The sequence below is a fragment of the Nosocomiicoccus massiliensis genome (assembly GCF_002871345.2).
GTDB classification, from domain to species: domain Bacteria; phylum Bacillota; class Bacilli; order Staphylococcales; family Salinicoccaceae; genus Nosocomiicoccus; species Nosocomiicoccus ampullae_A.
This window is the reverse complement of the sequence record NZ_CP136964.1, coordinates 828,932-849,409: the sequence shown is the minus strand read 5'-3', so window position 1 is coordinate 849,409 and position 20,478 is coordinate 828,932. Positions and strand designations below refer to the sequence as shown.

Genomic DNA, 20,478 nt, shown 5'->3' with positions numbered 1-20,478 from the left:
TAATGGCATAGAGAATATAGGGAGAGGATTATTGTGAGTTCATATATGTTAGACAAATCAATAGAACAGTCTATGAAAGATGGATATTTAGAGATGTCTGAACTTAACTTAATAATCGCTAGAGAAGGTTTTCATCTTGAATGTGAGGTAGAACGTATCTACTCCCAAAAACTTCAAAATGAACAAAATAAAAACAATAACAAAAAAGATGGTGAGTAGATGAAACGTGGAGAAGTATACCTAGCTGATCTTTCTCCAGTTCAAGGCTCTGAACAGGGCGGTAAACGCCCTGTTGTTATTATTCAAAATGATACGGGGAACAAGTTTTCACCGACGTTAATCGTCGCTGCGATTACTGGAAAAATTGATAAAGCAAAAATACCGACACACGTCGAAGTGAACGCTGAAAAGTATAAGTTTAAGACTAACTCGGTAATACTGCTAGAGCAAATTCGAACGATAGATAAGACTAGGTTACAAGAAAAACTTACATATTTAGATGATGAGAAAATGAAAGAAGTGGACAAGGCGATTCAAATCAGCCTTGGACTAGACGATGATTCAAACAAAAAGCAAAAGAAGAAACATCGTAAATCGAAGTAAGCATTACATACATATTAATGAATAGGAGGAGCACGATTGACCTACATTGATAAACTTGCAAAAGAATACGAAACGATACTACAACTATTCATTTATGAGAATGCAGTGGATGAAGCAATCGCACGATGCCAAACGTTCAGTCAAAATGTTATTGAAATAGACACTTCTCCTGAAGAAATTGTATCCTTACATATTCAAATGCTCAATCATTTACATATTAACGACGGTGAAGAAATAAAAAAGTCGTTAGAAATTCTTGAGGAAGTCATGATATCATTCGGATTTACGTACCGTGATTATCGAGCGATGCTCGATCAAATTAATCATCATGACCAAGAATTAGAAGTCGCTGCAAGTGTTCAGCGTACGATGTTAAAGTCAGAAATTCCAATTATCGATAACTCACAACTCGGTGCAATTAGTGTTGCTGCAGGAAAAGTAAACGGAGACTACTTTAACATATTAAAACAATATGACGATAAAGTAGGTATCGCAGTTGCAGACGTCATCGGTTCAGGTATCCCTGCATCTATTGCGATGGCGATGTTAAAGTTCTCTTTAGAACTTTCACATTTAACGTATAGCCCTCACCGTGTATTAGAGAAAATTAATGACTTAGTAGAAAAAAACATCAATAAAAATATGTTTATTACGATGTTTTATGCCGTTTATGATTATAAAAACTTTGAACTTACATACGCTAGTGCTGGTCACGAGCCCGCATTAGTATATCGATATGAAGACGACATTTTTGAAACTCTCGATACGAGAGATCTTGTCCTCGGTGTGATGCAAGGCGTTTCCTATAAAGAAAGTACAGTTTCACTTAATGATAAAGATATTATTTTCATTTACACTGATGGGGTCTCAGAATTAAGAAAGCACGACGGTACTTTTATAGATATGGAAGACGTTAAAAATATGATTCGCGATAATCGCGACGAACATCCGCAAGATATCGTCCGAAATCTATATCAGCAACTCACTCGTATGCAAGATCAGACTCGAAAAGATGATTTAACGTGTATTTTAATTAAGACGCTACATTAACGTTTATTAAAAAATCAATACGGGTATTGTATTACTATATATTTGTCTGAAATGGAGTAGGATTACTGTTATGAATATTAAGATTGAAGTCAAAGAGGCACAAGAAGTATTTTATGTGAAAGTTGGAGGAGAACTCGACATTTATACAGTGCCGGAATTAAAGAAAGTATTTAACCCGATCGTCTCAGAAGGCACTCATAACTTACACGTCGATTTAAGTGACCTTACATATATGGATTCAACAGGACTTGGTCTTTTTGTTGGGACACTCAAAGATTTAAATCAGTATAATAATGAGTTAAGAATTTCAGGTGCAAACGATCGTGTTATGAAACTATTTGAAATAACAGGACTAAGCGACTTGATTCAAATCACGCAATCGGGAGCGAATGTAGATGAGTAAAAATTATGAATATATAGAAATGAAAATACCTGCAAAACCAAAATACGTAGGGCTCGTTCGCCTAACGTTATCTGGTATTTTAAATAGTGCTGGCGCGACATACGAAGAAATTGAAGATACGAAGATTGCTGTTAGCGAAGCGGTAACGAACGCAGTGAAGCATGCATATTCTGATAGCGATAATGAAATTACTATCGGATTTGCGGTATCAGATGGTCGTGTTGAAATTATCGTTCAAGATTCTGGAAAAAGTTTTGACTATGAAACGGTAAAAAAAGAACTTGGACCGTACAAAGAGTCTGATTCTGTAAGCTTTTTAAGAGAAGGAGGACTTGGGCTTTTCCTAATTGAGACACTAATGGATGATGTGAACGTTAGACGTACACAAGGTGTGACAATTAGTATGGTGAAGTACATTGGTGAAGGTCAGGTGCAAAAAGATGGAGCAATCACAAACTAGAAAAGAACTTTCACGTGATGAAATTAATCGCTTAATTACTGAATATCAAGAAACTGGAAGCGATGAAGCACAAACGCGTTTAGTTTATCACTATGAAAAACTCATCGAGTCACTCGCATATCGATATTCAAAAGGGCAATCACATCACGAAGACCTTGTACAAGTCGGTATGATTGGATTGCTCGGTGCAATTAAACGATTCGATTTATCTTTTGAGCGTAAATTTGAAGCATTTCTAGTACCGACAGTTCTCGGTGAAATCAAACGTTATTTAAGAGATAAAACGTGGAGTGTTCATGTCCCGAGGCGTATTAAAGAGCTTGGTCCAAAAATCAAACGTTCTACAGATGAGTTAACGAATGAGCTAGAGCGATCACCATCTGTTAAAGAAATCGCAGAATATATCGGTGCAACAGAAGAAGAAGTACTCGAAGCGATGGAGATGGGACAAAGCTACAATGCGTTAAGTGTGGATCACTCGATTGACGCAGATAACGAAGGTTCATCTGTGACGTTACTCGACGTAATGGGTGAGGAAGATGATAATTATGCTCAAACCGAGGAACGTTTACTTATAGAAAAGTTATTACCGATTTTATCTGAAAGAGAACAACAGATTATACGATATACATTTTTAGAATCTTTAAGTCAAAAAGAGACTGGAGAAAAAATCGGTTTAAGCCAAATGCATGTATCAAGATTACAACGTGCAGCACTTAAAAAGTTGAGAGATTCTGTTAAAAATACAGATATAGATATTTAAGCCTAATCATAATGATTAGGTTTTATTGTTTAGGAGGACATTATGAACGAAACATTAGTTAAAGAGTTATCGAGTAAATTAAAAATTAAATCAGAGTATGTATTAAACGTACTCAATATGTTAGAGGAAAATGCGACGGTGCCTTTTATCGCACGTTATAGAAAAGAACAAACGGGCGGACTTGATGAAGTTTCAATTAAGCAAATTTCTGATGAGTATAACTATCTAGAAGAATTAGAAAAAAGAAAAGAAGATGTCATTCGCTTAATCGACGAACAAGGGCTACTTACTGAAGATTTAAAAAATCAAATATTACGTCAAACATCTCAAGCACGTGTTGAAGATTTATATCGTCCGTTTAGACAGAAGAAGAAAACACGCGCAACAGAAGCAAAGCGTAAAGGATTAGAGCCGCTCGCTGAAATGATTTATAAACAAGATGTTGACGCTAAAGATATTTATAAAGAGGCAGAACAATATATTAACGAAGAAATCAAAACTATAGAAGACGCAGTTGCAGGTGCAAAAGATATAATTGCAGAAATAATTTCGGATAACCCACAACACCGTATGTACATATTAAGCGTCATTCAAAATCACTCAGAAATTACATCGACTGAGAAAAAGGAACACGATGACAAAACGCAAATTTTTGAAATGTATTATGAGTATAGTGAACGCGTAAAAACAATACCATCGCACCGTATACTTGCAATGAATCGTGGAGAGAAAGAAGATGTGTTACGCATCGGTTTCCAACATGATGACGATAAAATTACGAGTTATTTATACCGTCAAGAATTAAAAGAAAAAAGTAAAACAAAGCAATTGATAGAAGAAACGATCGACGATAGTTTAAAACGTTTAATTTTACCAAGTTTAGAACGTGAAATACGTAATGAGTTAACGAAAAAAGGGGAAACGCATGCGGTAAATATTTTCGAAGAAAACCTAAAGAGTTTACTTTTACAACCACCACTTAAAAATCATACGATTTTAGGTGTCGACCCAGCGTTTCGAACAGGGTGTAAGCTCGCAGTTATCGATTCAAACGGTAAGTTTTTAGAGAAGAATGTTATTTATCCTCACAGCTCTAAAAACACGGATAAAAGCGAAGCGATTTTTAAAGAGATTATTGAAGAAAATAAAGTCACATTAATTGCGATTGGTAACGGAACAGCATCGAGAGAGACTGAAGAATTCGTTGCAAACTTTTTAAAGAAATATAAAATAGAAGTGCCGTTTATTATCGTAAATGAAGCGGGTGCTTCTGTGTATTCAGCGTCGGACGTAGCACGTGAAGAATTCCCAGATTTTGAAGTTGAAGAGAGAAGTGCGGTATCGATTGCCCGTCGTATTCAAGATCCACTTGCTGAACTCGTAAAAATTGACCCGAAATCATTAGGAATCGGACAGTATCAACACGATATTAACCAAAAATTCTTAAATGAGTCATTAGATTTTGTTGTTGAAACAGCAGTAAACCAAGTGGGTGTAGATGTAAACACTGCGTCTTACAAATTACTAGAACACGTTTCAGGATTAAATAAAACAATTTCAAAAAACATTGTAGAGTATAGAGAGACTGAAGGGATTACAAAACAATCAGACCTTAAAAAAGTAAAAAGACTAGGACCGAAAACATTTGAGCAAGCTGTCGGATTTTTAAGAATTGTCGGTGGAGAAGAACCACTCGACCAAACGCCAATTCACCCGGAGCAATATAAAAACACATATGCATTACTAAAATCAGTTGGTGCATCGATAGATGAGCTCGGTGAAGAGAGTATTAAGGAAAAGTTAAATACACTCGATAAACGTAAATATAGTGAAGAAAATGATATCGGACTTCCGACATTAAACGATATTATCGATAGTTTAATTGCGCCTTTAAGAGACATCCGAGATAAGTACGATACACCGATTTTAAAAAGCGACGTGTTAGAACTTTCGGATTTAAAAGAAGGTATGAAGCTATCTGGAACAGTAAGAAATGTTACAGACTTCGGAGCATTCGTTGACATCGGAGTCGGCCAAGATGGACTTGTCCATATTTCACAACTAGCTAATCGATATGTAAAACATCCGCTCGACGTTGTAAGTAGTGGAGATATTGTTGAAGTCTCTGTTTTATCAGTAGACGAAAAGAAAAATAGAATATCATTAACGATGAAAAAGTAATTAAAAAAGAGTGAAGCATTTGCTTCACTCTTTAGTTATTTATTTTAGTCTTTTTTAACTTGCACTGGTTTACCTTCGAATGGGTGATCTCCATTTACTAGGTCAACATCGTTGATGTCAATGCCGAGTGCCTCTGCGACACCTTTACCGTACTCTTCGTCTGCTTGGTAACAGTTGAAGATGTGACGTTTTTTAATGTGCTCTTCAACGCCTGCCATTTCAATTGCAGTGTTTTTGAAGATTGTTTGTTTACCTTCTTCAGATTGAAGACGGAATAATTTACCTGGTTGCTCGTAGTAGTTATCGTCGTCTTCACGGAAGTCGTACTCATATACTTGACCGAGCTCTAAGTTTAATTCAGGTTGTTTTGCATCTTTTTGTGAATTGTGTGCACCGTAACTATTTGGATAATAGTTGATATGTGAACCTAAGTTACCGTCAACTCTCATCGCACCGTCACGGCTGAATGGACATACGTTAGCTGCACCTTTTGGTGAGTTTACCGGAATTTGGTGATGGTTTACACCTAAGCGGTAACGCTGAGTATCTCCATATGAGAATAAACGACCTTGTAACATTTTGTCTGGTGAGAATCCAAGACCAGGAATGATGTTTGTTGGTGCAAACGCTGCTTGTTCTACTTCTGCAAAGTAGTTGTCAGGGTTTTTATTTAACTCGAACTCACCAACTTCGATTAATGGGAATTCACCTTTATACCATACTTTTGTTAAATCGAACGGGTTGTGGTAATGATTTCTTGCTTGCTCTTCAGTCATTATTTGGATGAACATTTTCCATTTAGGGAAGTCTCCATCTTCAATCGCGTTGTATAGGTCACGTTGTGAAGATTCACGGTCTTTACCGACAACATCTACTGCTTCTTCAGCAGTGTAGTTACGAATACCTTGTTGTGTTCTAAAGTGGAATTTCACCCATACACGTTCGTTATCTTCGTTAATCATCGCATAAGTGTGTGATCCGAATCCATGCATATGACGGAAGTCTGACGGGATACCACGGTCAGTCATAAGAATTGTCACTTGGTGTAATGCTTCAGGTAGTGACGTCCAGAAATCCCACTGAGAATTCGGGTTATTCATGTTTGTACGTGGATCACGTTTAACGACGTGGTTTAAGCTTGGGAATAATTTAGGGTCGCGGAAGAAGAATACAGGTGTGTTGTTACCAACTAAGTCCCAGTTACCTTCTTCAGTGTAGAACTTAAGTGCAAATCCACGAATATCACGTTCAGCGTCAGCTGCACCGCGTTCACCAGCTACAGTTGAGAAACGAGCGAACATTTCTGTTTTCTTACCAACTTCTGAGAAAATCTTTGCTTTCGTATATTTAGTAATATCATTTGTTACTGTGAATGTACCGTAAGCACCAGATCCTTTAGCGTGCATACGACGCTCTGGAATTACTTCGCGGTCGAAGTGTGCCATCATATCTAAGAAATAAGGATCTTGCATAACGATTGGACCACGTGGGCCAACAGTCATTGTGTTCTCACGGTCACCTACAGGGTTACCGAATAGAGTCGTTAACTTTTGTTCTTCAGGGTTATAGTGTTTTGACATAATTAACCTCCAAAATTAAATTAGAATAATTCTAAATAAAGTATAGCACATTAAATTTTGACTTGCAAATTCGACAGAATAATAATTCCCTCATTATATAGAAGTAAAACATACATTATTTAAAAGAAGATATTTAGTATGGATGTTGATAAAAATAAAAAGTATTGAGAAATCTAAATAATCGTATTGACAGAGAAATGTAAAGAGAATATAATAGATATCGTTATCTTAATAAGCGGTTGTGGCGGAATCGGCAGACGCGCTAGGTTGAGGGCCTAGTGGGAGTTTATCCCGTGGAGGTTCAAGTCCTCTCAGCCGCATATACATTTTTGTTTGCATTAAGTTAAACGATTGTGTATAATAATTAGGCGTCAACTTAACAACTAGTTGCGCAGATAAAATAAAATAAAAAACTTTAACTTTTCTATTGACTTAGTTTTTCAACTCTGTATAATAGTAAGAGTTGAAACGAAAACGCGGGTGTAGTTTAGTGGTAAAACCTCAGACTTCCAATCTGATGTCGGGAGTTCGATTCTCCTCACCCGCTCCATTAAATTTGAACATTGAAAACTGAATGACAATATGTCAACGTTAATTCCGATAAAAAGAAGTTACTATTAAAGGTAACAAGAACTAGAGCGACTAGTATAAAACGCAATTTAAAAGAGCTAGAAAACTCTAACTATTATGGAGAGTTTGATCCTGGCTCAGGATGAACGCTGGCGGCGTGCCTAATACATGCAAGTCGAGCGCGACTTCTTATACCGAACCTTCGGGTTCACTTTAAGAGTCGAGCGGCGGACGGGTGAGTAACACGTGGGCAACCTGCCCTTAAGACTGGGATAACTACGGGAAACCGTAGCTAATACCGGATAACACTTTTAAACATAAGTTTAGGAGTTAAAAGGTGGATTTATCTATCACTTAAGGATGGGCCTGCGGCGCATTAGCTAGTTGGTGAGGTAACGGCTTACCAAGGCGACGATGCGTAGCCGACCTGAGAGGGTGATCGGCCACACTGGAACTGAGACACGGTCCAGACTCCTACGGGAGGCAGCAGTAGGGAATCTTCCGCAATGGGCGAAAGCCTGACGGAGCAACGCCGCGTGTGCGAAGAAGGTCTTCGGATCGTAAAGCACTGTTGTTAAGGAAGAACGACAGTAAGAGTCACTGCTTACTGTGTGACGGTACTTAACCAGAAAGCCACGGCTAACTACGTGCCAGCAGCCGCGGTAATACGTAGGTGGCAAGCGTTATCCGGAATTATTGGGCGTAAAGCGCGCGTAGGCGGCGAAATAAGTCTGATGTGAAAGCCCTCGGCTCAACCGGGGAAGGTCATTGGAAACTGTATCGCTTGAGTGCAGAAGAGGAGAGTGGAATTCCATGTGTAGCGGTGAAATGCGCAGAGATATGGAGGAACACCAGTGGCGAAGGCGGCTCTCTGGTCTGTAACTGACGCTGATGTGCGAAAGCGTGGGGATCAAACAGGATTAGATACCCTGGTAGTCCACGCCGTAAACGATGAGTGCTAAGTGTTAGGGGGTTTCCGCCCCTTAGTGCTGCAGCAAACGCATTAAGCACTCCGCCTGGGGAGTACGGCCGCAAGGCTGAAACTCAAAGGAATTGACGGGGACCCGCACAAGCGGTGGAGCATGTGGTTTAATTCGAAGCAACGCGAAGAACCTTACCAAATCTTGACATCCTCTGACCGTCATGGAGACATGATTTTCCCTTTGGGACAGAGAGACAGGTGGTGCATGGTTGTCGTCAGCTCGTGTCGTGAGATGTTGGGTTAAGTCCCGCAACGAGCGCAACCCTTAACTTTAGTTGCCATCATTGAGTTGGGCACTTTAGAGTGACTGCCGGTGACAAACCGGAGGAAGGTGGGGATGACGTCAAATCATCATGCCCCTTATGATTTGGGCTACACACGTGCTACAATGGGCAGGAACAAAGGGCAGCGAAACCGTGAGGTCAAGCGAATCCCATAAAACTGTTCTCAGTTCGGATTGGAGTCTGCAACTCGACTCCATGAAGCTGGAATCGCTAGTAATCGTGGATCAGAATGCCACGGTGAATACGTTCCCGGGTCTTGTACACACCGCCCGTCACACCACGAAAGTTGGTAACACCTGAAGCCGGTGGCCTAACCATATGGAGGGAGCCGTCGAAGGTGGGACTGATGATTGGGGTGAAGTCGTAACAAGGTAGCCGTATCGGAAGGTGCGGCTGGATCACCTCCTTTCTAAGGAAATGGAACGGAAAGTTGACATATTGTATTCAGTTTTGAGTGTAATCACTCTAAAGACGTACATTGAAAACCAAATAGAAGCAACAGATTATATATTAATATATGATTTCAAGCGTAGAAACCGAGAACGAAAAAGTTCAAAAATACACGCGCGATAGAGTAGAGATACTCTCTCACAAATTCATTACGATTAAGTAGTGAAGGGCGCACGGTGGATGCCTTGGCACCAAGAGCCGAAGAAGGACGGAACAAACACCGATATGCTTTGGGGAGCTGTAAGTAAGCTGTGATCCGAAGATTTCCGAATGGGGGAACCCGGCATTTTTAATGTCACTCCATTACGAATTAAGTAGTGATGGTAGAGGTAGACCTGGGGAACTGAAACATCTTAGTACCCAGAGGAAGAGAAAGTAAACACGATTCCCGTAGTAGCGGCGAGCGAAGTGGGAAGAGCCCAAACCAGTTTAAACTGGGGTTGTAGGACTTCGAGATGCGAGAAGCAAGTTTAGTGGAAGATTATGGAAAGAATGACCATAGAGGGTAACAGTCCCGTACACGACAAGCGAGCGGACGCTAGAAGTATCCTGAGTACGGCGGAACACGAGGAATTCCGTCGGAATCTGGGAGGACCATCTCCTAAGGCTAAATACTCCTTGGTGACCGATAGTGAACCAGTACCGTGAGGGAAAGGTGAAAAGCACCCCGGGAGGGGAGTGAAATAGAACCTGAAACCGTGTGCCTACAAGTAGTCAGAGCCCTATAAGGGTGATGGCGTGCCTTTTGTATAATGAACCGGCGAGTTACGCATACATGCAAGGTTAAGCAGCGAATGTGGAGCCGAAGCGAAAGCGAGTCTGAAATGGGCGAGTAGTATGTGTGTGTAGACCCGAAACCAGGTGATCTACCCATGACCAGGTTGAAGTCCAGGTAACACTGGATGGAGGACCGAACCGACTTATGTTAAAAAATGACCGGATGAGTTGTGGGTAGGGGTGAAATTCCAATCGAACCTGGAGATAGCTGGTTCTCTCCGAAATATATTTAGGTATAGCCTCATATTATCATCGTGGAGGTAGAGCACTGTTTGGATAAGGGGCCCATCCCGGGTTACCGAGTTCAGACAAACTCCGAATGCCATAGATGAGATGTATGGGAGTCAGACAGTGGGTGATAAGGTCCATTGTCGAAAGGGAAACAGCCCAGACCACCAGTTAAGGTCCCCAAATATATGTTAAGTGGAAAAGGATGTGGCGTTGCACAGACAACTAGGATGTTGGCTTAGAAGCAGCCATCATTTAAAGAGTGCGTAATAGCTCACTAGTCGAGTGACGCTGCGCCGAAAATGTACCGGGGCTAAACATATTACCGAAACTGTGGATCCGAGAGGATGGTAGGAGAGCGTTCTATATGCAGCGAAGCCAAACCGAGAGGGAAAGTGGAGCGTATAGAAGTGAGAATGCCGGTGTGAGTAGCGCAAGACGGGTGAGAATCCCGTCCACCGAACGACTAAGGTTTCCAGAGGAAGGCTCGTCCGCTCTGGGTAAGTCGGGACCTAAGCCGAGGCAAACAGCGTAGGCGATGGACAACAGGTAGAAATTCCTGTACCGGTGTAACATGAATGAGTGAAGTGGTGACGCAGGAGGAGAATCGAATCGCACGACTGGAAGAGTGCGTGCAAGTGACAAGCTGTCATACCAGGCAAATCCGGTATGAGTGTAAGGTAAGTCATGATGCGGAGGGCGAAGCCCGAAGATCGATATTCACACTGCCAAGAAAACCCGCTAGCGAGTGTTATACTGCCCGTACCGCAAACCGACACAGGTAGTTGGGAAGAGAATTCTAAGGTGAGCGAGCGAACTCTCGTTAAGGAACTCGGCAAAATGACCCCGTAACTTCGGGAGAAGGGGTGCTCATGAAAATGAGCCGCAGTGAATAGGCCCAAGCGACTGTTTATCAAAAACATAGGTCTCTGCCAAACCGAAAGGTGACGTATAGGGGCTGACGCCTGCCCGGTGCTGGAAGGTTAAGAGGCGTGCTTAGCGTAAGCGAAGGTACAAATCGAAGCCCCAGTAAACGGCGGCCGTAACTATAACGGTCCTAAGGTAGCGAAATTCCTTGTCAGGTAAGTTCTGACCCGCACGAAAGGCGTAACGATTTGGGCACTGTCTCAACGAGAGGCTCGGTGAAATCATAGTTCCAGTGAAGATGCTGGATACCCGCGACAGGACGGAAAGACCCCGTGGAGCTTTACTGTAGCTTGATATTGAATCTCGAGTACACCTGTACAGGATAGGTGGGAGTTTAAGAAGCATGCACGTCAGTGTATGTGGAGACGCTGGTGGGATACCACCCTGGTGTACTTGCGGTTCTAACCCGGTACCGTGATCCGGTACGGAGACAGTGTCAGGTGGACAGTTTGACTGGGGCGGTCGCCTCCTAAAATGTAACGGAGGCGCTCAAAGGTTCCCTCAGAATGGTTGGAAATCATTCAAAGAGTGTAAAGGTATAAGGGAGCTTGACTGTGAGACCAACAAGTCGAGCAGGGTCGAAAGACGGACTTAGTGATCCGGTGGTTCCGCATGGAAGGGCCATCGCTCAACGGATAAAAGCTACCCCGGGGATAACAGGCTTATCTCCCCCAAGAGTTCACATCGACGGGGAGGTTTGGCACCTCGATGTCGGCTCATCGCATCCTGGAGCTGTAGTCGGTTCCAAGGGTTGGGCTGTTCGCCCATTAAAGCGGTACGCGAGCTGGGTTCAGAACGTCGTGAGACAGTTCGGTCCCTATCCGTCGTGGGCGTAGGAAATTTGAGAGGCGCTGTCCTTAGTACGAGAGGACCGGGATGGACATACCACTGGTGTACCAGTTGTCGTGCCAACGGCATAGCTGGGTAGCTACGTATGGACGGGATAAATACTGAAAGCATCTAAGTATGAAGCCCCCCTCAAGATGAGATTTCCCTATAGATGCCAGAGAGACGATCTGGTTGATAGGTTTGGCGTGTAAGTATGGTGACATACTCAGCGGACAAATACTAATTCATCGATGACTTATTCAATATGATTCAAGCGTGTAACTACGTAATGCTTCTATTTGGTTTTGAGTGTATGTCTAGTGACGATGGCGGAGAGGCCACACCTGTTCCCATGCCGAACACAGAAGTTAAGCTCTCCAGCGCCGATGGTAGTTCGGTTGACCCGTGCTAGAGTAGGACGTCGCTAGGCACTCATTGGAGACCCTATAGGGTCTCCTTTTTTTATATATTTTTATATATTATGAGGTTATTATGGATAAAACTATTTATATAAATGATTTAAATGATACTAAACAACTAGCTGAAACGATTGGTAAATATATAAAACCAGGTTTTGTTATTCTTTTAAGTGGTGATTTAGGGGCAGGTAAAACAAAATTTACTCAATTTTTAGGTAAATCTTTAGGTGTTAAGCGTGCAATTACTTCTCCAACTTTTAATATCATTAAGTCATATAAATTAAATGATAATTATTTACATCATATGGACTGTTATCGATTAGAACAGAGTGATGAGGATTTAGGGTTTGATGAGTACTTCAATGATTTCGATATTACGATTATTGAGTGGTATAATTTTATAAAAGAATATTTGCCGAATGAATTTTTAAAAATTAATATTGAACGTATTGATGAAAATCAAAGGAAGTTTACAATTGTATCAGAAGGTAAACAATACGAGGAGTTAGTAGGTGTGTTATAAGTGAAGTCTTTATATATAGATACTTCAAATCGAGCGTTGTCTGTAGCCGTTTCAGATGACGTATTATTAGCTGAAATTAATATCAATGTTAAACGCACACATTCAGAAACGTTAATGCCAGTTATTAACGAGGTACTTAAACTAGCGAATGTAGATAAGTCTGAGTTAGAACGAATTATTGTAGCAAATGGTCCGGGATCATATACAGGGTTAAGAATAGGAGTAACAGTTGCAAAAACGTTAGCTTTTTCCATAAATATACCGATTTATACAGTATCAAGCTTACTCGTGCTAGCAGCAAGCTATCGTGGTGTAGTTGCACCAATGATGGATGCTAGACGTGGAAACTGTTTTAGTGCGATATATGACGTTGATCAAAATGGATACGATGTTTTAGAAGAGCCAAAGCTTAGAACAGGGAAAGAGTATTCAGATCTCGTGTTAAAATACGGTGCTGTTATTGTGCATAATACATTAGAAACACAGTCATTTGAAGTTGACGGTGTCCATACTACACCAAGAATTTCATCTCTTATCGGAATGGATGATGATCTTTTAACTAAAGTTGATGCACATGACGTTGTACCAGACTATTTAAGATTAACTGAGGCGGAGAGAAATTGGAAAAACAATCAATCGTAATCCGTCCGATGAACTCTGATGATGTTCCAGCAGTTCAGAAAATAGAAGTTGTATCTTTTCCTGATTCACCATGGACAGAAGAAACATATGTCCATGAACTGTGTAACAATCATTTTGCACATTATTTTGTCGCAGAAAAGAATGACGTCATTGTCGGTTATATTGGACTATGGATTGTAGTAGATGATGCACAGATTACAACAATTGCGGTCAGTCCAGAGTCGCGAGGAAATGGATATGCGAATACATTGATGGATTTTATTATAGATTATTGTAAACCAACTGTCCGTCAAATATCATTAGAAGTAAATGTTAATAATTATCATGCGATTAAATTATATGAATCTAAAGGATTTGTATATGGTGGTATACGAAAAGATTATTACGGTGCAGGTAAAGATGCACATGTCATGTGGGTGAGATTAGATGGAGAAAAATATTAATATATTGGCGATAGAAACAAGCTGCGATGAGACTGCTGCGAGTGTTATACAAAATGGGAATACTGTTCTTTCAAATATCGTCGTGAGTCAAATAGAGAGTCACAAGCGTTTTGGAGGTGTCGTTCCAGAAGTCGCATCAAGACATCACGTTGAGTCTATTACCCGAGTGATAGAAGAGGCACTTCACGAGGCGAACGTCACACCAAAAGAACTCGATGCGGTTGCAGTAACATATGGACCAGGTTTAATCGGAGCGTTACTCGTCGGTGTAAACGCAGCGAAAGCATTTGCGTTCGCACATGATTTACCACTTATTCCTGTCCACCATATCGCAGGACATATATATGCAAATCAATTAGAGCATGACGTAAAATTCCCACTCATTGCGTTAATCGTGTCAGGTGGGCATACTGAGCTTGTTAAAATGGAAGACCATTTACAGTTTGAAGTGATCGGTGAAACTCTAGACGATGCGGTAGGAGAGGCATATGACAAAGTCGCTCGTGTAATCGGATTACCGTATCCAGGTGGTCCAGAAATAGATAAGTTATCTAAAGAAGGCATCGATACGTACAATTTCCCACGTGCATTGCAAGATGAGGGATATAACTTTAGCTTTAGTGGTTTAAAATCAAACGTAATTAACACACTTCACAATGAAAGACAGAAAAACATCGAAATTAAACCAGCAAATGTTGCGAAAAGCTTCCAGGAAAGCGTCGTAGATGTCTTAACGACAAAAACAATGCGCGCTTTAGACGAAGAAAATATAAAGACATTAATCGTTGCTGGTGGAGTCGCAGCGAATAGTGGACTTAGAGAACGATTCGAAACGTTAACAAAAGAAAACGGAGTAGAATTATATATACCGAGTTTAAAATACTGTACCGACAATGCTGCAATGATTGGGGCCGTTGCGTACGAACAGTATAAACGTGGAGATTTCGCAGATTTAAATTTAAATGGATATAACTATATAGATATAGAAGACGTAATATACTAACACATCAGACTAAATTGATGTGCTACCCAAAAGTTGGACTTTTGGAATTATGCAGATTGTAAGGTATGTTTCCTGAATTCTTCAGGAGACATGCCTTTTAATTTTAGCTTAATTCTATCTTTATTATAGTATCTAATATATTCATGTACTGCAATCTCTAATGCTTCATATGTCTTGAATACTTCTCCATAAAACATTTCCTGCTTTAATAAGCCAAAGAAGTTCTCCATCGGTGAATTATCTAAACAGTTTCCTTTACGTGACATACTCATTGTTGCACCATATTCTGTTATGGTATTTCCCCAACTACTATGCTGATAATGAAATCCTTGATCCGAGTGAACAACTAATTGGTTTAGATTGTGTTGGTGTTCCTCAAGTGCTTTATTTAAAGGATTTATAGCGATTGCTAGGTTTGGTGAACGACTTAATTGATAGGCAATCACTTCAGAGTTATAACAATCCATAATCGTTGATAAATATAGTTTCTTGCCTTTGATAGGTAACGCAAACTCTGTGACATCTGTGACCCATAGTTGATTAAATGTTTTCGGCTTAAAGTTACGCTTTACCTTATTTGGAGCGACTTTTCCAACTTGTCCTTTATATGAACTGTAACGTGTTCTCGATTTGTTTTTGAATTTTTGACATAGTAAATTATAGGTTTTCATAATGCGTAACAAGCGCTTATGATTCACCACAATTTGTTCTCTGTTTTCGAGTATCGCTTTGATTCTTCTGTAACCATATCTACCTTTATGTTTTGATACAATTTCTTTAATTTTATTTACTAGCCATCGATCTTTTTGTTTCTGATCATCCATATGTTTTATCCAGTAGTAATATACAGACTTCGGTAGCTTCAACACTGTTAAAATCTCTTTTAGTGTATAAGTCGTTTCTTGCCTTACCTCAAGCGCTACTTTCGTTTTTTGTCTGTTGGATCTGTCGGTAAGGCATTTAACTTTTTTAGAATGATATTTTCCAGTTCTTTCATTCTTAGTTCTTCTCTTAGACGTTCTAACTCTTCGCGTTCTGTTTCATTCAGTGGTTCACTCTTCGATACTTGTTTTTGGTTATTTTCTTTATTAGGCATATGTTTTATTGGTCTCCCTTGTTTGCCCTCTAGAGCAGCTGGGCCACCTTCTTGAATCTTGCGATTCCAGTTAGCGATTGTTGAAAAATGCTTGATACCAAAGTGTTCCGCTGTTTCTCTATAAGACAATTGATTTTCTTCTCTATATTTTAAAACAGCTCGCTTAAATTCACTAGTATATTGAGTATTACTTAGAGATTTAGTGAGGCCCTGATAGCCATATGTGTTGTATTGTTTTACCCATGTTTGAACAAGCAATCTATCCACATTATGCTTTTCACCTAAAAATTTATATCCTCCTGCTTCATTTAAATATTCATTAACTACTTTTACCTTAAATTCAAAGCTATGCTTTTTATACTTCATACAAAAACACCCCTAAAGTTGGATTTTAGTGTCCAACTTTAGGGGTGCACCTCAAATCTGATGTGTTTTTTAATAAAAATTACGACAGAATAAAAAAAGTTATGCACAGTTGTGGATAACTTTGTGCATAACTTATGGATTATGTGTGTATTGTTGTGGAGAATTATTCGAGTTCTGATTTTTTAATCTCTATTTCTTCCCATTCTAATAGATTATCTTCGAGTTCAGTATTCAGTGACTCGAGCTTCTCATTCAGTTCATTTGTTTTCTCAAAATCGTTGAATACTTCTGGCTGTGTCATTTCTAATTCGACTTTTTCAATTTCTGTCTCGATTATTTCTATTCTTTGTTGAAGTTTGTCGCTTTCTCTCGATAGTTTTTGTATTTGGCTACGAAGTTCTTTTTGTCTTAGGTAATCGTCGTTAGTATATTTCTCCACTGTTTCCTCTACAAATGCACGTTGTGCTTCTTCCTCTTCTTTTTTATGGAGATAGTATTCATAGTCACCATTTATGATTTTCGTTTTTTGCGTATCCATTTCCATAATGCGATTTGCTAGCTTTTTGATGAAGTACCTGTCGTGCGATACGGCGATAATTGTACCTGGGTAATCCATCAATGCTGATTCAAGCATCTCTTTACTTTGAATGTCTAAGTGGTTTGTAGGCTCGTCGAGTAGTAGCAAATTATTTTTTTGTAGCATGAGTTTAGCGAGTTGTATGCGTGCTTTTTCTCCTCCACTTAACTGATAGACATGCTTAAGTACGTCATCTTGTGTGAATAAAAATTGTCCGAGTATTTTACGAATATCTTGTTCTTGAAAATGAGGATACTCTTTCCACAACTCTTCAAGTATCGTGTTTTCAGAATAGAACTCTGCTTGTTTTTGATCATAGTAACCAATCGATACGTTTGTACCGTACTGGATGTCACCACTGATAGGAGGAAGTAATTTTGCGATTGTTTTAATGAGAGTAGATTTACCGATACCATTTGGTCCTAAAACGAGTAAACGATCCTCTTTTTCAACGAAGAAGTTTAAGTCGTTATTGATAACCTCGTCATATCCAATCGCAAGTTCTTTCACACGTAGTACGTCATTTCCGCTTTCCTTTTCAATGGTGAAATGAAACTGTGCTTGCCTTGTATCGCGCGTTGGAGAATCGATTCGGTCCATTTGTTCGAGCATTTTACGTCTACTTTTTGCCATACCACTCGTCGATGCACGTGCGATGTTTTTCTCGACGAACATTTCAAGTCGCTTGATTTCATCTTGTTGTCTCCTATATAGTCCAAGCTCACGATTATAATCTTCTTCTTTTTGTTTTTGATAATTCGTGTAATTACCGTGATATAATTTTCCTTGTTGGAATTCTATTTCATAAATTTTATCGACGATACGGTCTAAGAAAAATCGGTCGTGGGATATAACGACGACAGATCCAGTATAGCGATTTAAATAGTTTTCTAGCCATTCGACAGTTTCTAGGTCAAGGTGGTTCGTAGGCTCATCGAGTAATAAAATGTCCGGGCGGTAAAGAAGCATTTTACCGAGTTGTAATCTCGTTTTTTGACCACCAGAAAATTCATTTATCGGTCGGTCTAAGTCTTCTAAGCTAAAGTTTAGTCCAGTAATGACCGTTTTAATTTCAACGTCGATTGTGTAGCCATTATGAGCTTCAAAAAAGTTTTGAAGATACTCTAAACGTTTCACTTGGTCGTTATAGTCTACGTGTGTATACTCATGATTTGTTAGCCACTCTGTGACGATATCGATTTCATCTTTTACTTTTAATACGTGACTAAATGCTAGATTCATTTCTTCACGTACAGTTTTGTCGGATTCGAGTGACATTTCTTGTGTTAAATAGCCAATAGAAATATCTTTTGGTGTCGAGATATTACCGCCATCATACGATAATTCATCTGCCATAATCTTCATGAGAGTTGTTTTCCCCGCACCATTTCCACCGACAATACCAATTGTTTCTCTCGATTTAACTTCTAAATTTATATTTTTTAAAATTTCTGTTAAACCGTAATTTTTTTCAACGTTTTGCAAGCTCATGATAATCATAAAAATCCCTCTTTCTCAGTAAGTGTAGTGTACCATGTTATGTATGAGAAATACGATAAAAACCTTAAAGTCATTGACTTATATGGTATAATTAAATGACAAAATATTTGAGGTGAGTCTTTTGTTAAAGAAGCAGAAAATACCGAACGCAACATTAGATCGATTGCCTTTATACTTCAAGTATTTCAAACAAAGTGAAGACAACGGAATTGATAGAGTGTCTTCTAGAGAGATTAGCGAAGCACTTGATATAGACTCAGCAACGATTCGACGTGATTTTTCTTATTTTGGAGAGCTTGGCAGAAAAGGGTATGGATATAATGTCCATGCACTCGTTAAGTTTTTTTCAGAACAAGTCCAAGGCACAGGGATGAAGAACGTTATACTAATTGGTGTTGGTAATCTCGGAAGTGCGCTACTAAACTATAATTTTACAAAAATTCATGATAAAATAAAAATAGCGGTAGCCTTTGATATAGATCAACATATTATTGGACAAACAATAAATGGGGTTGAAGTAAAAGATATTTGCGAGTTAGAATCCGTTGTTCAAGATATTCAAGCAGAAGTGGCGATTCTAACAGTTCCTGGTCAAGTCGGAGTTGATCTATCTTCCAAACTTGAGGCCCTTGGGATTAAAGGGATATTAAACTTCACACCAGAAAAACTTGCAGTTTCAAACGAAGTTACTGTACATAATATAGATTTAAGCGTTGAAATGCAGGCGTTATTATTCTATATGAAGCATAACAATTAGGAGGGGAAAAGATGAGCGTATTATTATTTCCTATGACAATCGGCGCTGTAGCACCGGTAAGTTTAATTATCATCGCTGCAGTTGCACTTTTAATCTTCGGACCTACGAAGTTACCACAACTTGGTCGTTCAGTCGGAACTACAGTTAAAGAATTTAAAGAAGGCTTTAACGGTTTAGGAGAAGACGAAAAACCTGAAGAGAAAAAAGAAGAAGTCGTTAAAATTCAAACGAAACAAGAAGACGAAACAATTCAAAGATAGTTGATTAAAGGTGGCGAACGCCACCTTTTTTTCCGTGAGGTGGCTTTATGCAGGAAAAGAAAGAAATAATCGAGCACGTTCAAGAGTTACGTAAGCGCGTTTTATTTGTCACGTATTTCTTTGTCGCAGCGTTACTGATTGGATTTTATTTTGCAAAACCACTTGTTCATTATTTACAAAATGCACCGTGGTTAGAAATGACTGAAATGCATGCGTTTAACGTGACAGATCCGTTAAGAATTTACTTAACGATGATCGTTATTATCGCGTTTATACTAGTGCTCCCAGTAATTTTATATCAGTTTTGGGCGTTTGTTAGTCCAGGTCTATATGAAAAAGAGCGACAAGTAACACTTATATACATACCGATTGCATTCATTCTTATGATTATAGGAATGGTGTTTTCTTATTTTATCGTCGTACCGTATATCGTGAAATTTACGTTTAGTTTATCAGTTGAAATGGGGATTGTGACGACGATTGGTATTAATGATTACTTTGGCTTTTTAGTACGCACGGTACTTCCTTTTGGTATAATATTTCAAATGCCAATTCTCGTCTTATTTATGACACAGCTTGGCATTATTACGCCAATGTTTTTAAAGAAGAATAGAAAATATGCGTACTTCATCTTATTTGTCTTGGCAGCAATCATTGCGCCACCAGACGTTATGACGCATTTTTTACTAACGTTACCAATGATTTTATTATACGAAATTAGTATCACTGTATCTAAAGTAGGGTATAGACGTTATTTAAAAGCAGAAGAACAGGCGTTAAAAGAAACGTTAAAGGGGGACGAGTAG

17 protein-coding genes, 2 tRNA genes, 3 rRNA genes and 1 pseudogene are annotated in these 20,478 nt (G+C 39.3%); 19 read left to right on the top strand and 4 right to left on the bottom strand.

Annotated elements, in window-relative coordinates; genetic code table 11:
• Window positions 1–33: 33 nt before the first annotated feature.
• The 7 genes from CJ229_RS04545 (at window position 34) to CJ229_RS04515 (ending at window position 5,460) form a co-directional block, all read left to right on the top strand.
• On the top strand, window positions 34–219 hold the full coding sequence (locus tag CJ229_RS04545) for a hypothetical protein (RefSeq protein WP_068128515.1): 186 nt from the start codon (window positions 34–36) through the stop codon (window positions 217–219).
• Window positions 220–603 carry a type II toxin-antitoxin system PemK/MazF family toxin gene (locus CJ229_RS04540; protein WP_068128513.1) on the top strand — a complete coding sequence of 128 codons (384 nt, stop codon included), beginning with the start codon at window positions 220–222 and terminating at the stop codon, window positions 601–603.
• A 36-nt stretch (window positions 604–639) separates the two neighbouring features.
• Window positions 640–1,653, top strand: coding sequence for a SpoIIE family protein phosphatase (locus CJ229_RS04535; protein ID WP_083314932.1), 1,014 nt, complete (start codon window positions 640–642; stop codon window positions 1,651–1,653).
• 70 nt (window positions 1,654–1,723) lie between these two features.
• Window positions 1,724–2,056 carry an STAS domain-containing protein gene (locus CJ229_RS04530; protein WP_068128511.1) on the top strand — a complete coding sequence of 111 codons (333 nt, stop codon included), beginning with the start codon at window positions 1,724–1,726 and terminating at the stop codon, window positions 2,054–2,056.
• On the top strand, window positions 2,049–2,516 hold the full coding sequence (rsbW, locus tag CJ229_RS04525) for an anti-sigma B factor RsbW (RefSeq protein WP_102167608.1): 468 nt from the start codon (window positions 2,049–2,051) through the stop codon (window positions 2,514–2,516). The genes CJ229_RS04530 and rsbW overlap by 8 nt, the downstream gene beginning before the upstream one ends.
• On the top strand, window positions 2,497–3,279 hold the full coding sequence (sigB, locus tag CJ229_RS04520; RefSeq protein WP_040928273.1) for an RNA polymerase sigma factor SigB: 783 nt from the start codon (window positions 2,497–2,499) through the stop codon (window positions 3,277–3,279). Before rsbW ends, sigB begins: the two co-directional genes overlap by 20 nt.
• Before the next feature lie 42 nt (window positions 3,280–3,321).
• Window positions 3,322–5,460: a Tex family protein gene (locus CJ229_RS04515; protein WP_317846508.1), complete on the top strand. Its 2,139-nt coding sequence runs from the start codon at window positions 3,322–3,324 to the stop codon at window positions 5,458–5,460.
• 44 nt (window positions 5,461–5,504) lie between these two features.
• Here CJ229_RS04515 and CJ229_RS04510 read toward each other — a convergent pair whose 3' ends face one another.
• Window positions 5,505–7,040, bottom strand: a complete 1,536-nt coding sequence (locus CJ229_RS04510) for a catalase (RefSeq protein WP_102167606.1) — start codon at window positions 7,038–7,040, stop codon at window positions 5,505–5,507.
• Window positions 7,041–7,275: 235 nt separating this feature from the next.
• Here CJ229_RS04510 and CJ229_RS04505 point away from each other — a divergent pair.
• The 9 genes from CJ229_RS04505 to tsaD all read left to right on the top strand — a co-directional run bounded on the left by CJ229_RS04505 (window position 7,276) and on the right by tsaD (window position 15,116).
• A tRNA-Leu gene (locus CJ229_RS04505) sits at window positions 7,276–7,360 on the top strand.
• Window positions 7,361–7,516: 156 nt separating this feature from the next.
• A tRNA-Gly gene (locus CJ229_RS04500) sits at window positions 7,517–7,590 on the top strand.
• Window positions 7,591–7,724: 134 nt separating this feature from the next.
• Window positions 7,725–9,285: ribosomal RNA gene (locus CJ229_RS04495) — 16S ribosomal RNA — on the top strand.
• 194 nt (window positions 9,286–9,479) lie between these two features.
• Window positions 9,480–12,350, top strand: a 23S ribosomal RNA gene (locus tag CJ229_RS04490).
• Window positions 12,351–12,402: 52 nt separating this feature from the next.
• Window positions 12,403–12,516 (top strand): 5S ribosomal RNA (gene rrf, locus CJ229_RS04485).
• Together the 16S, 23S and 5S rRNA genes with 2 tRNA genes alongside form the textbook arrangement of a ribosomal RNA operon.
• A 62-nt stretch (window positions 12,517–12,578) precedes the next feature.
• Window positions 12,579–13,028: a tRNA (adenosine(37)-N6)-threonylcarbamoyltransferase complex ATPase subunit type 1 TsaE gene (gene tsaE, locus CJ229_RS04480; protein WP_070458254.1), complete on the top strand. Its 450-nt coding sequence runs from the start codon at window positions 12,579–12,581 to the stop codon at window positions 13,026–13,028.
• Complete coding sequence (tsaB, locus tag CJ229_RS04475) at window positions 13,029–13,670, top strand: tRNA (adenosine(37)-N6)-threonylcarbamoyltransferase complex dimerization subunit type 1 TsaB (RefSeq protein WP_070458252.1); 642 nt, start codon at window positions 13,029–13,031, stop codon at window positions 13,668–13,670. It abuts the gene before it with no gap.
• On the top strand, window positions 13,649–14,113 hold the full coding sequence (rimI, locus tag CJ229_RS04470) for a ribosomal protein S18-alanine N-acetyltransferase (protein ID WP_257993718.1): 465 nt from the start codon (window positions 13,649–13,651) through the stop codon (window positions 14,111–14,113). The genes tsaB and rimI overlap by 22 nt, the downstream gene beginning before the upstream one ends.
• Window positions 14,097–15,116: a tRNA (adenosine(37)-N6)-threonylcarbamoyltransferase complex transferase subunit TsaD gene (gene tsaD / locus CJ229_RS04465; protein ID WP_068130370.1), complete on the top strand. Its 1,020-nt coding sequence runs from the start codon at window positions 14,097–14,099 to the stop codon at window positions 15,114–15,116. Before rimI ends, tsaD begins: the two co-directional genes overlap by 17 nt.
• A gap of 47 nt (window positions 15,117–15,163) precedes the next feature.
• On the opposite strand, the pseudogene CJ229_RS04460 reads toward tsaD, so the two are convergent.
• The 3 genes and pseudogenes from CJ229_RS04460 to CJ229_RS04450 all read right to left on the bottom strand — a co-directional run.
• Window positions 15,164–16,066 (bottom strand): annotated as a pseudogene (locus CJ229_RS04460) (IS3 family transposase); the annotation flags it as partial.
• Complete coding sequence (locus tag CJ229_RS04455) at window positions 16,036–16,578, bottom strand: helix-turn-helix domain-containing protein (RefSeq protein ID WP_317846594.1); 543 nt, start codon at window positions 16,576–16,578, stop codon at window positions 16,036–16,038. The gene CJ229_RS04455 and the pseudogene CJ229_RS04460, both read right to left, overlap by 31 nt.
• Window positions 16,579–16,741: 163 nt before the next feature.
• On the bottom strand, window positions 16,742–18,655 hold the full coding sequence (locus CJ229_RS04450) for an ABC-F family ATP-binding cassette domain-containing protein (protein ID WP_102167703.1): 1,914 nt from the start codon (window positions 18,653–18,655) through the stop codon (window positions 16,742–16,744).
• Window positions 18,656–18,776: 121 nt separating this feature from the next.
• On the opposite strand from CJ229_RS04450, the gene CJ229_RS04445 reads away from it, so the two are divergent.
• The 3 genes from CJ229_RS04445 to tatC are packed head-to-tail and all read left to right on the top strand — an operon-like array spanning window position 18,777 to window position 20,478.
• Complete coding sequence (locus tag CJ229_RS04445) at window positions 18,777–19,412, top strand: redox-sensing transcriptional repressor Rex (protein WP_070622214.1); 636 nt, start codon at window positions 18,777–18,779, stop codon at window positions 19,410–19,412.
• 11 nt (window positions 19,413–19,423) lie between these two features.
• Complete coding sequence (gene tatA / locus CJ229_RS04440) at window positions 19,424–19,672, top strand: twin-arginine translocase TatA/TatE family subunit (protein ID WP_068130359.1); 249 nt, start codon at window positions 19,424–19,426, stop codon at window positions 19,670–19,672.
• A 47-nt stretch (window positions 19,673–19,719) separates the two neighbouring features.
• Window positions 19,720–20,478 carry a twin-arginine translocase subunit TatC gene (gene tatC, locus CJ229_RS04435; protein WP_068130356.1) on the top strand — a complete coding sequence of 253 codons (759 nt, stop codon included), beginning with the start codon at window positions 19,720–19,722 and terminating at the stop codon, window positions 20,476–20,478.

Bases quoted from the DNA above. Each gene is read 5' to 3' on its own strand.
- CJ229_RS04540 (WP_068128513.1), top strand. From the start codon at position 220: ATGAAACGTGGAGAAGTATACCTAGCTGATCTTTCTCCAGTTCAAGGC.
- CJ229_RS04530 (WP_068128511.1), top strand. From the start codon at position 1,724: ATGAATATTAAGATTGAAGTCAAAGAGGCACAAGAAGTATTTTATGTG.
- rsbW (WP_102167608.1), top strand. From the start codon at position 2,049: ATGAGTAAAAATTATGAATATATAGAAATGAAAATACCTGCAAAACCA.
- sigB (WP_040928273.1), top strand. From the start codon at position 2,497: ATGGAGCAATCACAAACTAGAAAAGAACTTTCACGTGATGAAATTAAT.
- CJ229_RS04515 (WP_317846508.1), top strand. From the start codon at position 3,322: ATGAACGAAACATTAGTTAAAGAGTTATCGAGTAAATTAAAAATTAAA.
- CJ229_RS04510 (WP_102167606.1), bottom strand. From the start codon at position 7,040: ATGTCAAAACACTATAACCCTGAAGAACAAAAGTTAACGACTCTATTC.
- tsaE (WP_070458254.1), top strand. From the start codon at position 12,579: ATGGATAAAACTATTTATATAAATGATTTAAATGATACTAAACAACTA.
- tsaD (WP_068130370.1), top strand. From the start codon at position 14,097: ATGGAGAAAAATATTAATATATTGGCGATAGAAACAAGCTGCGATGAG.
- CJ229_RS04455 (WP_317846594.1), bottom strand. From the start codon at position 16,578: ATGAAGTATAAAAAGCATAGCTTTGAATTTAAGGTAAAAGTAGTTAAT.
- CJ229_RS04450 (WP_102167703.1), bottom strand. From the start codon at position 18,655: ATGATTATCATGAGCTTGCAAAACGTTGAAAAAAATTACGGTTTAACA.
- tatA (WP_068130359.1), top strand. From the start codon at position 19,424: ATGAGCGTATTATTATTTCCTATGACAATCGGCGCTGTAGCACCGGTA.
- tatC (WP_068130356.1), top strand. From the start codon at position 19,720: ATGCAGGAAAAGAAAGAAATAATCGAGCACGTTCAAGAGTTACGTAAG.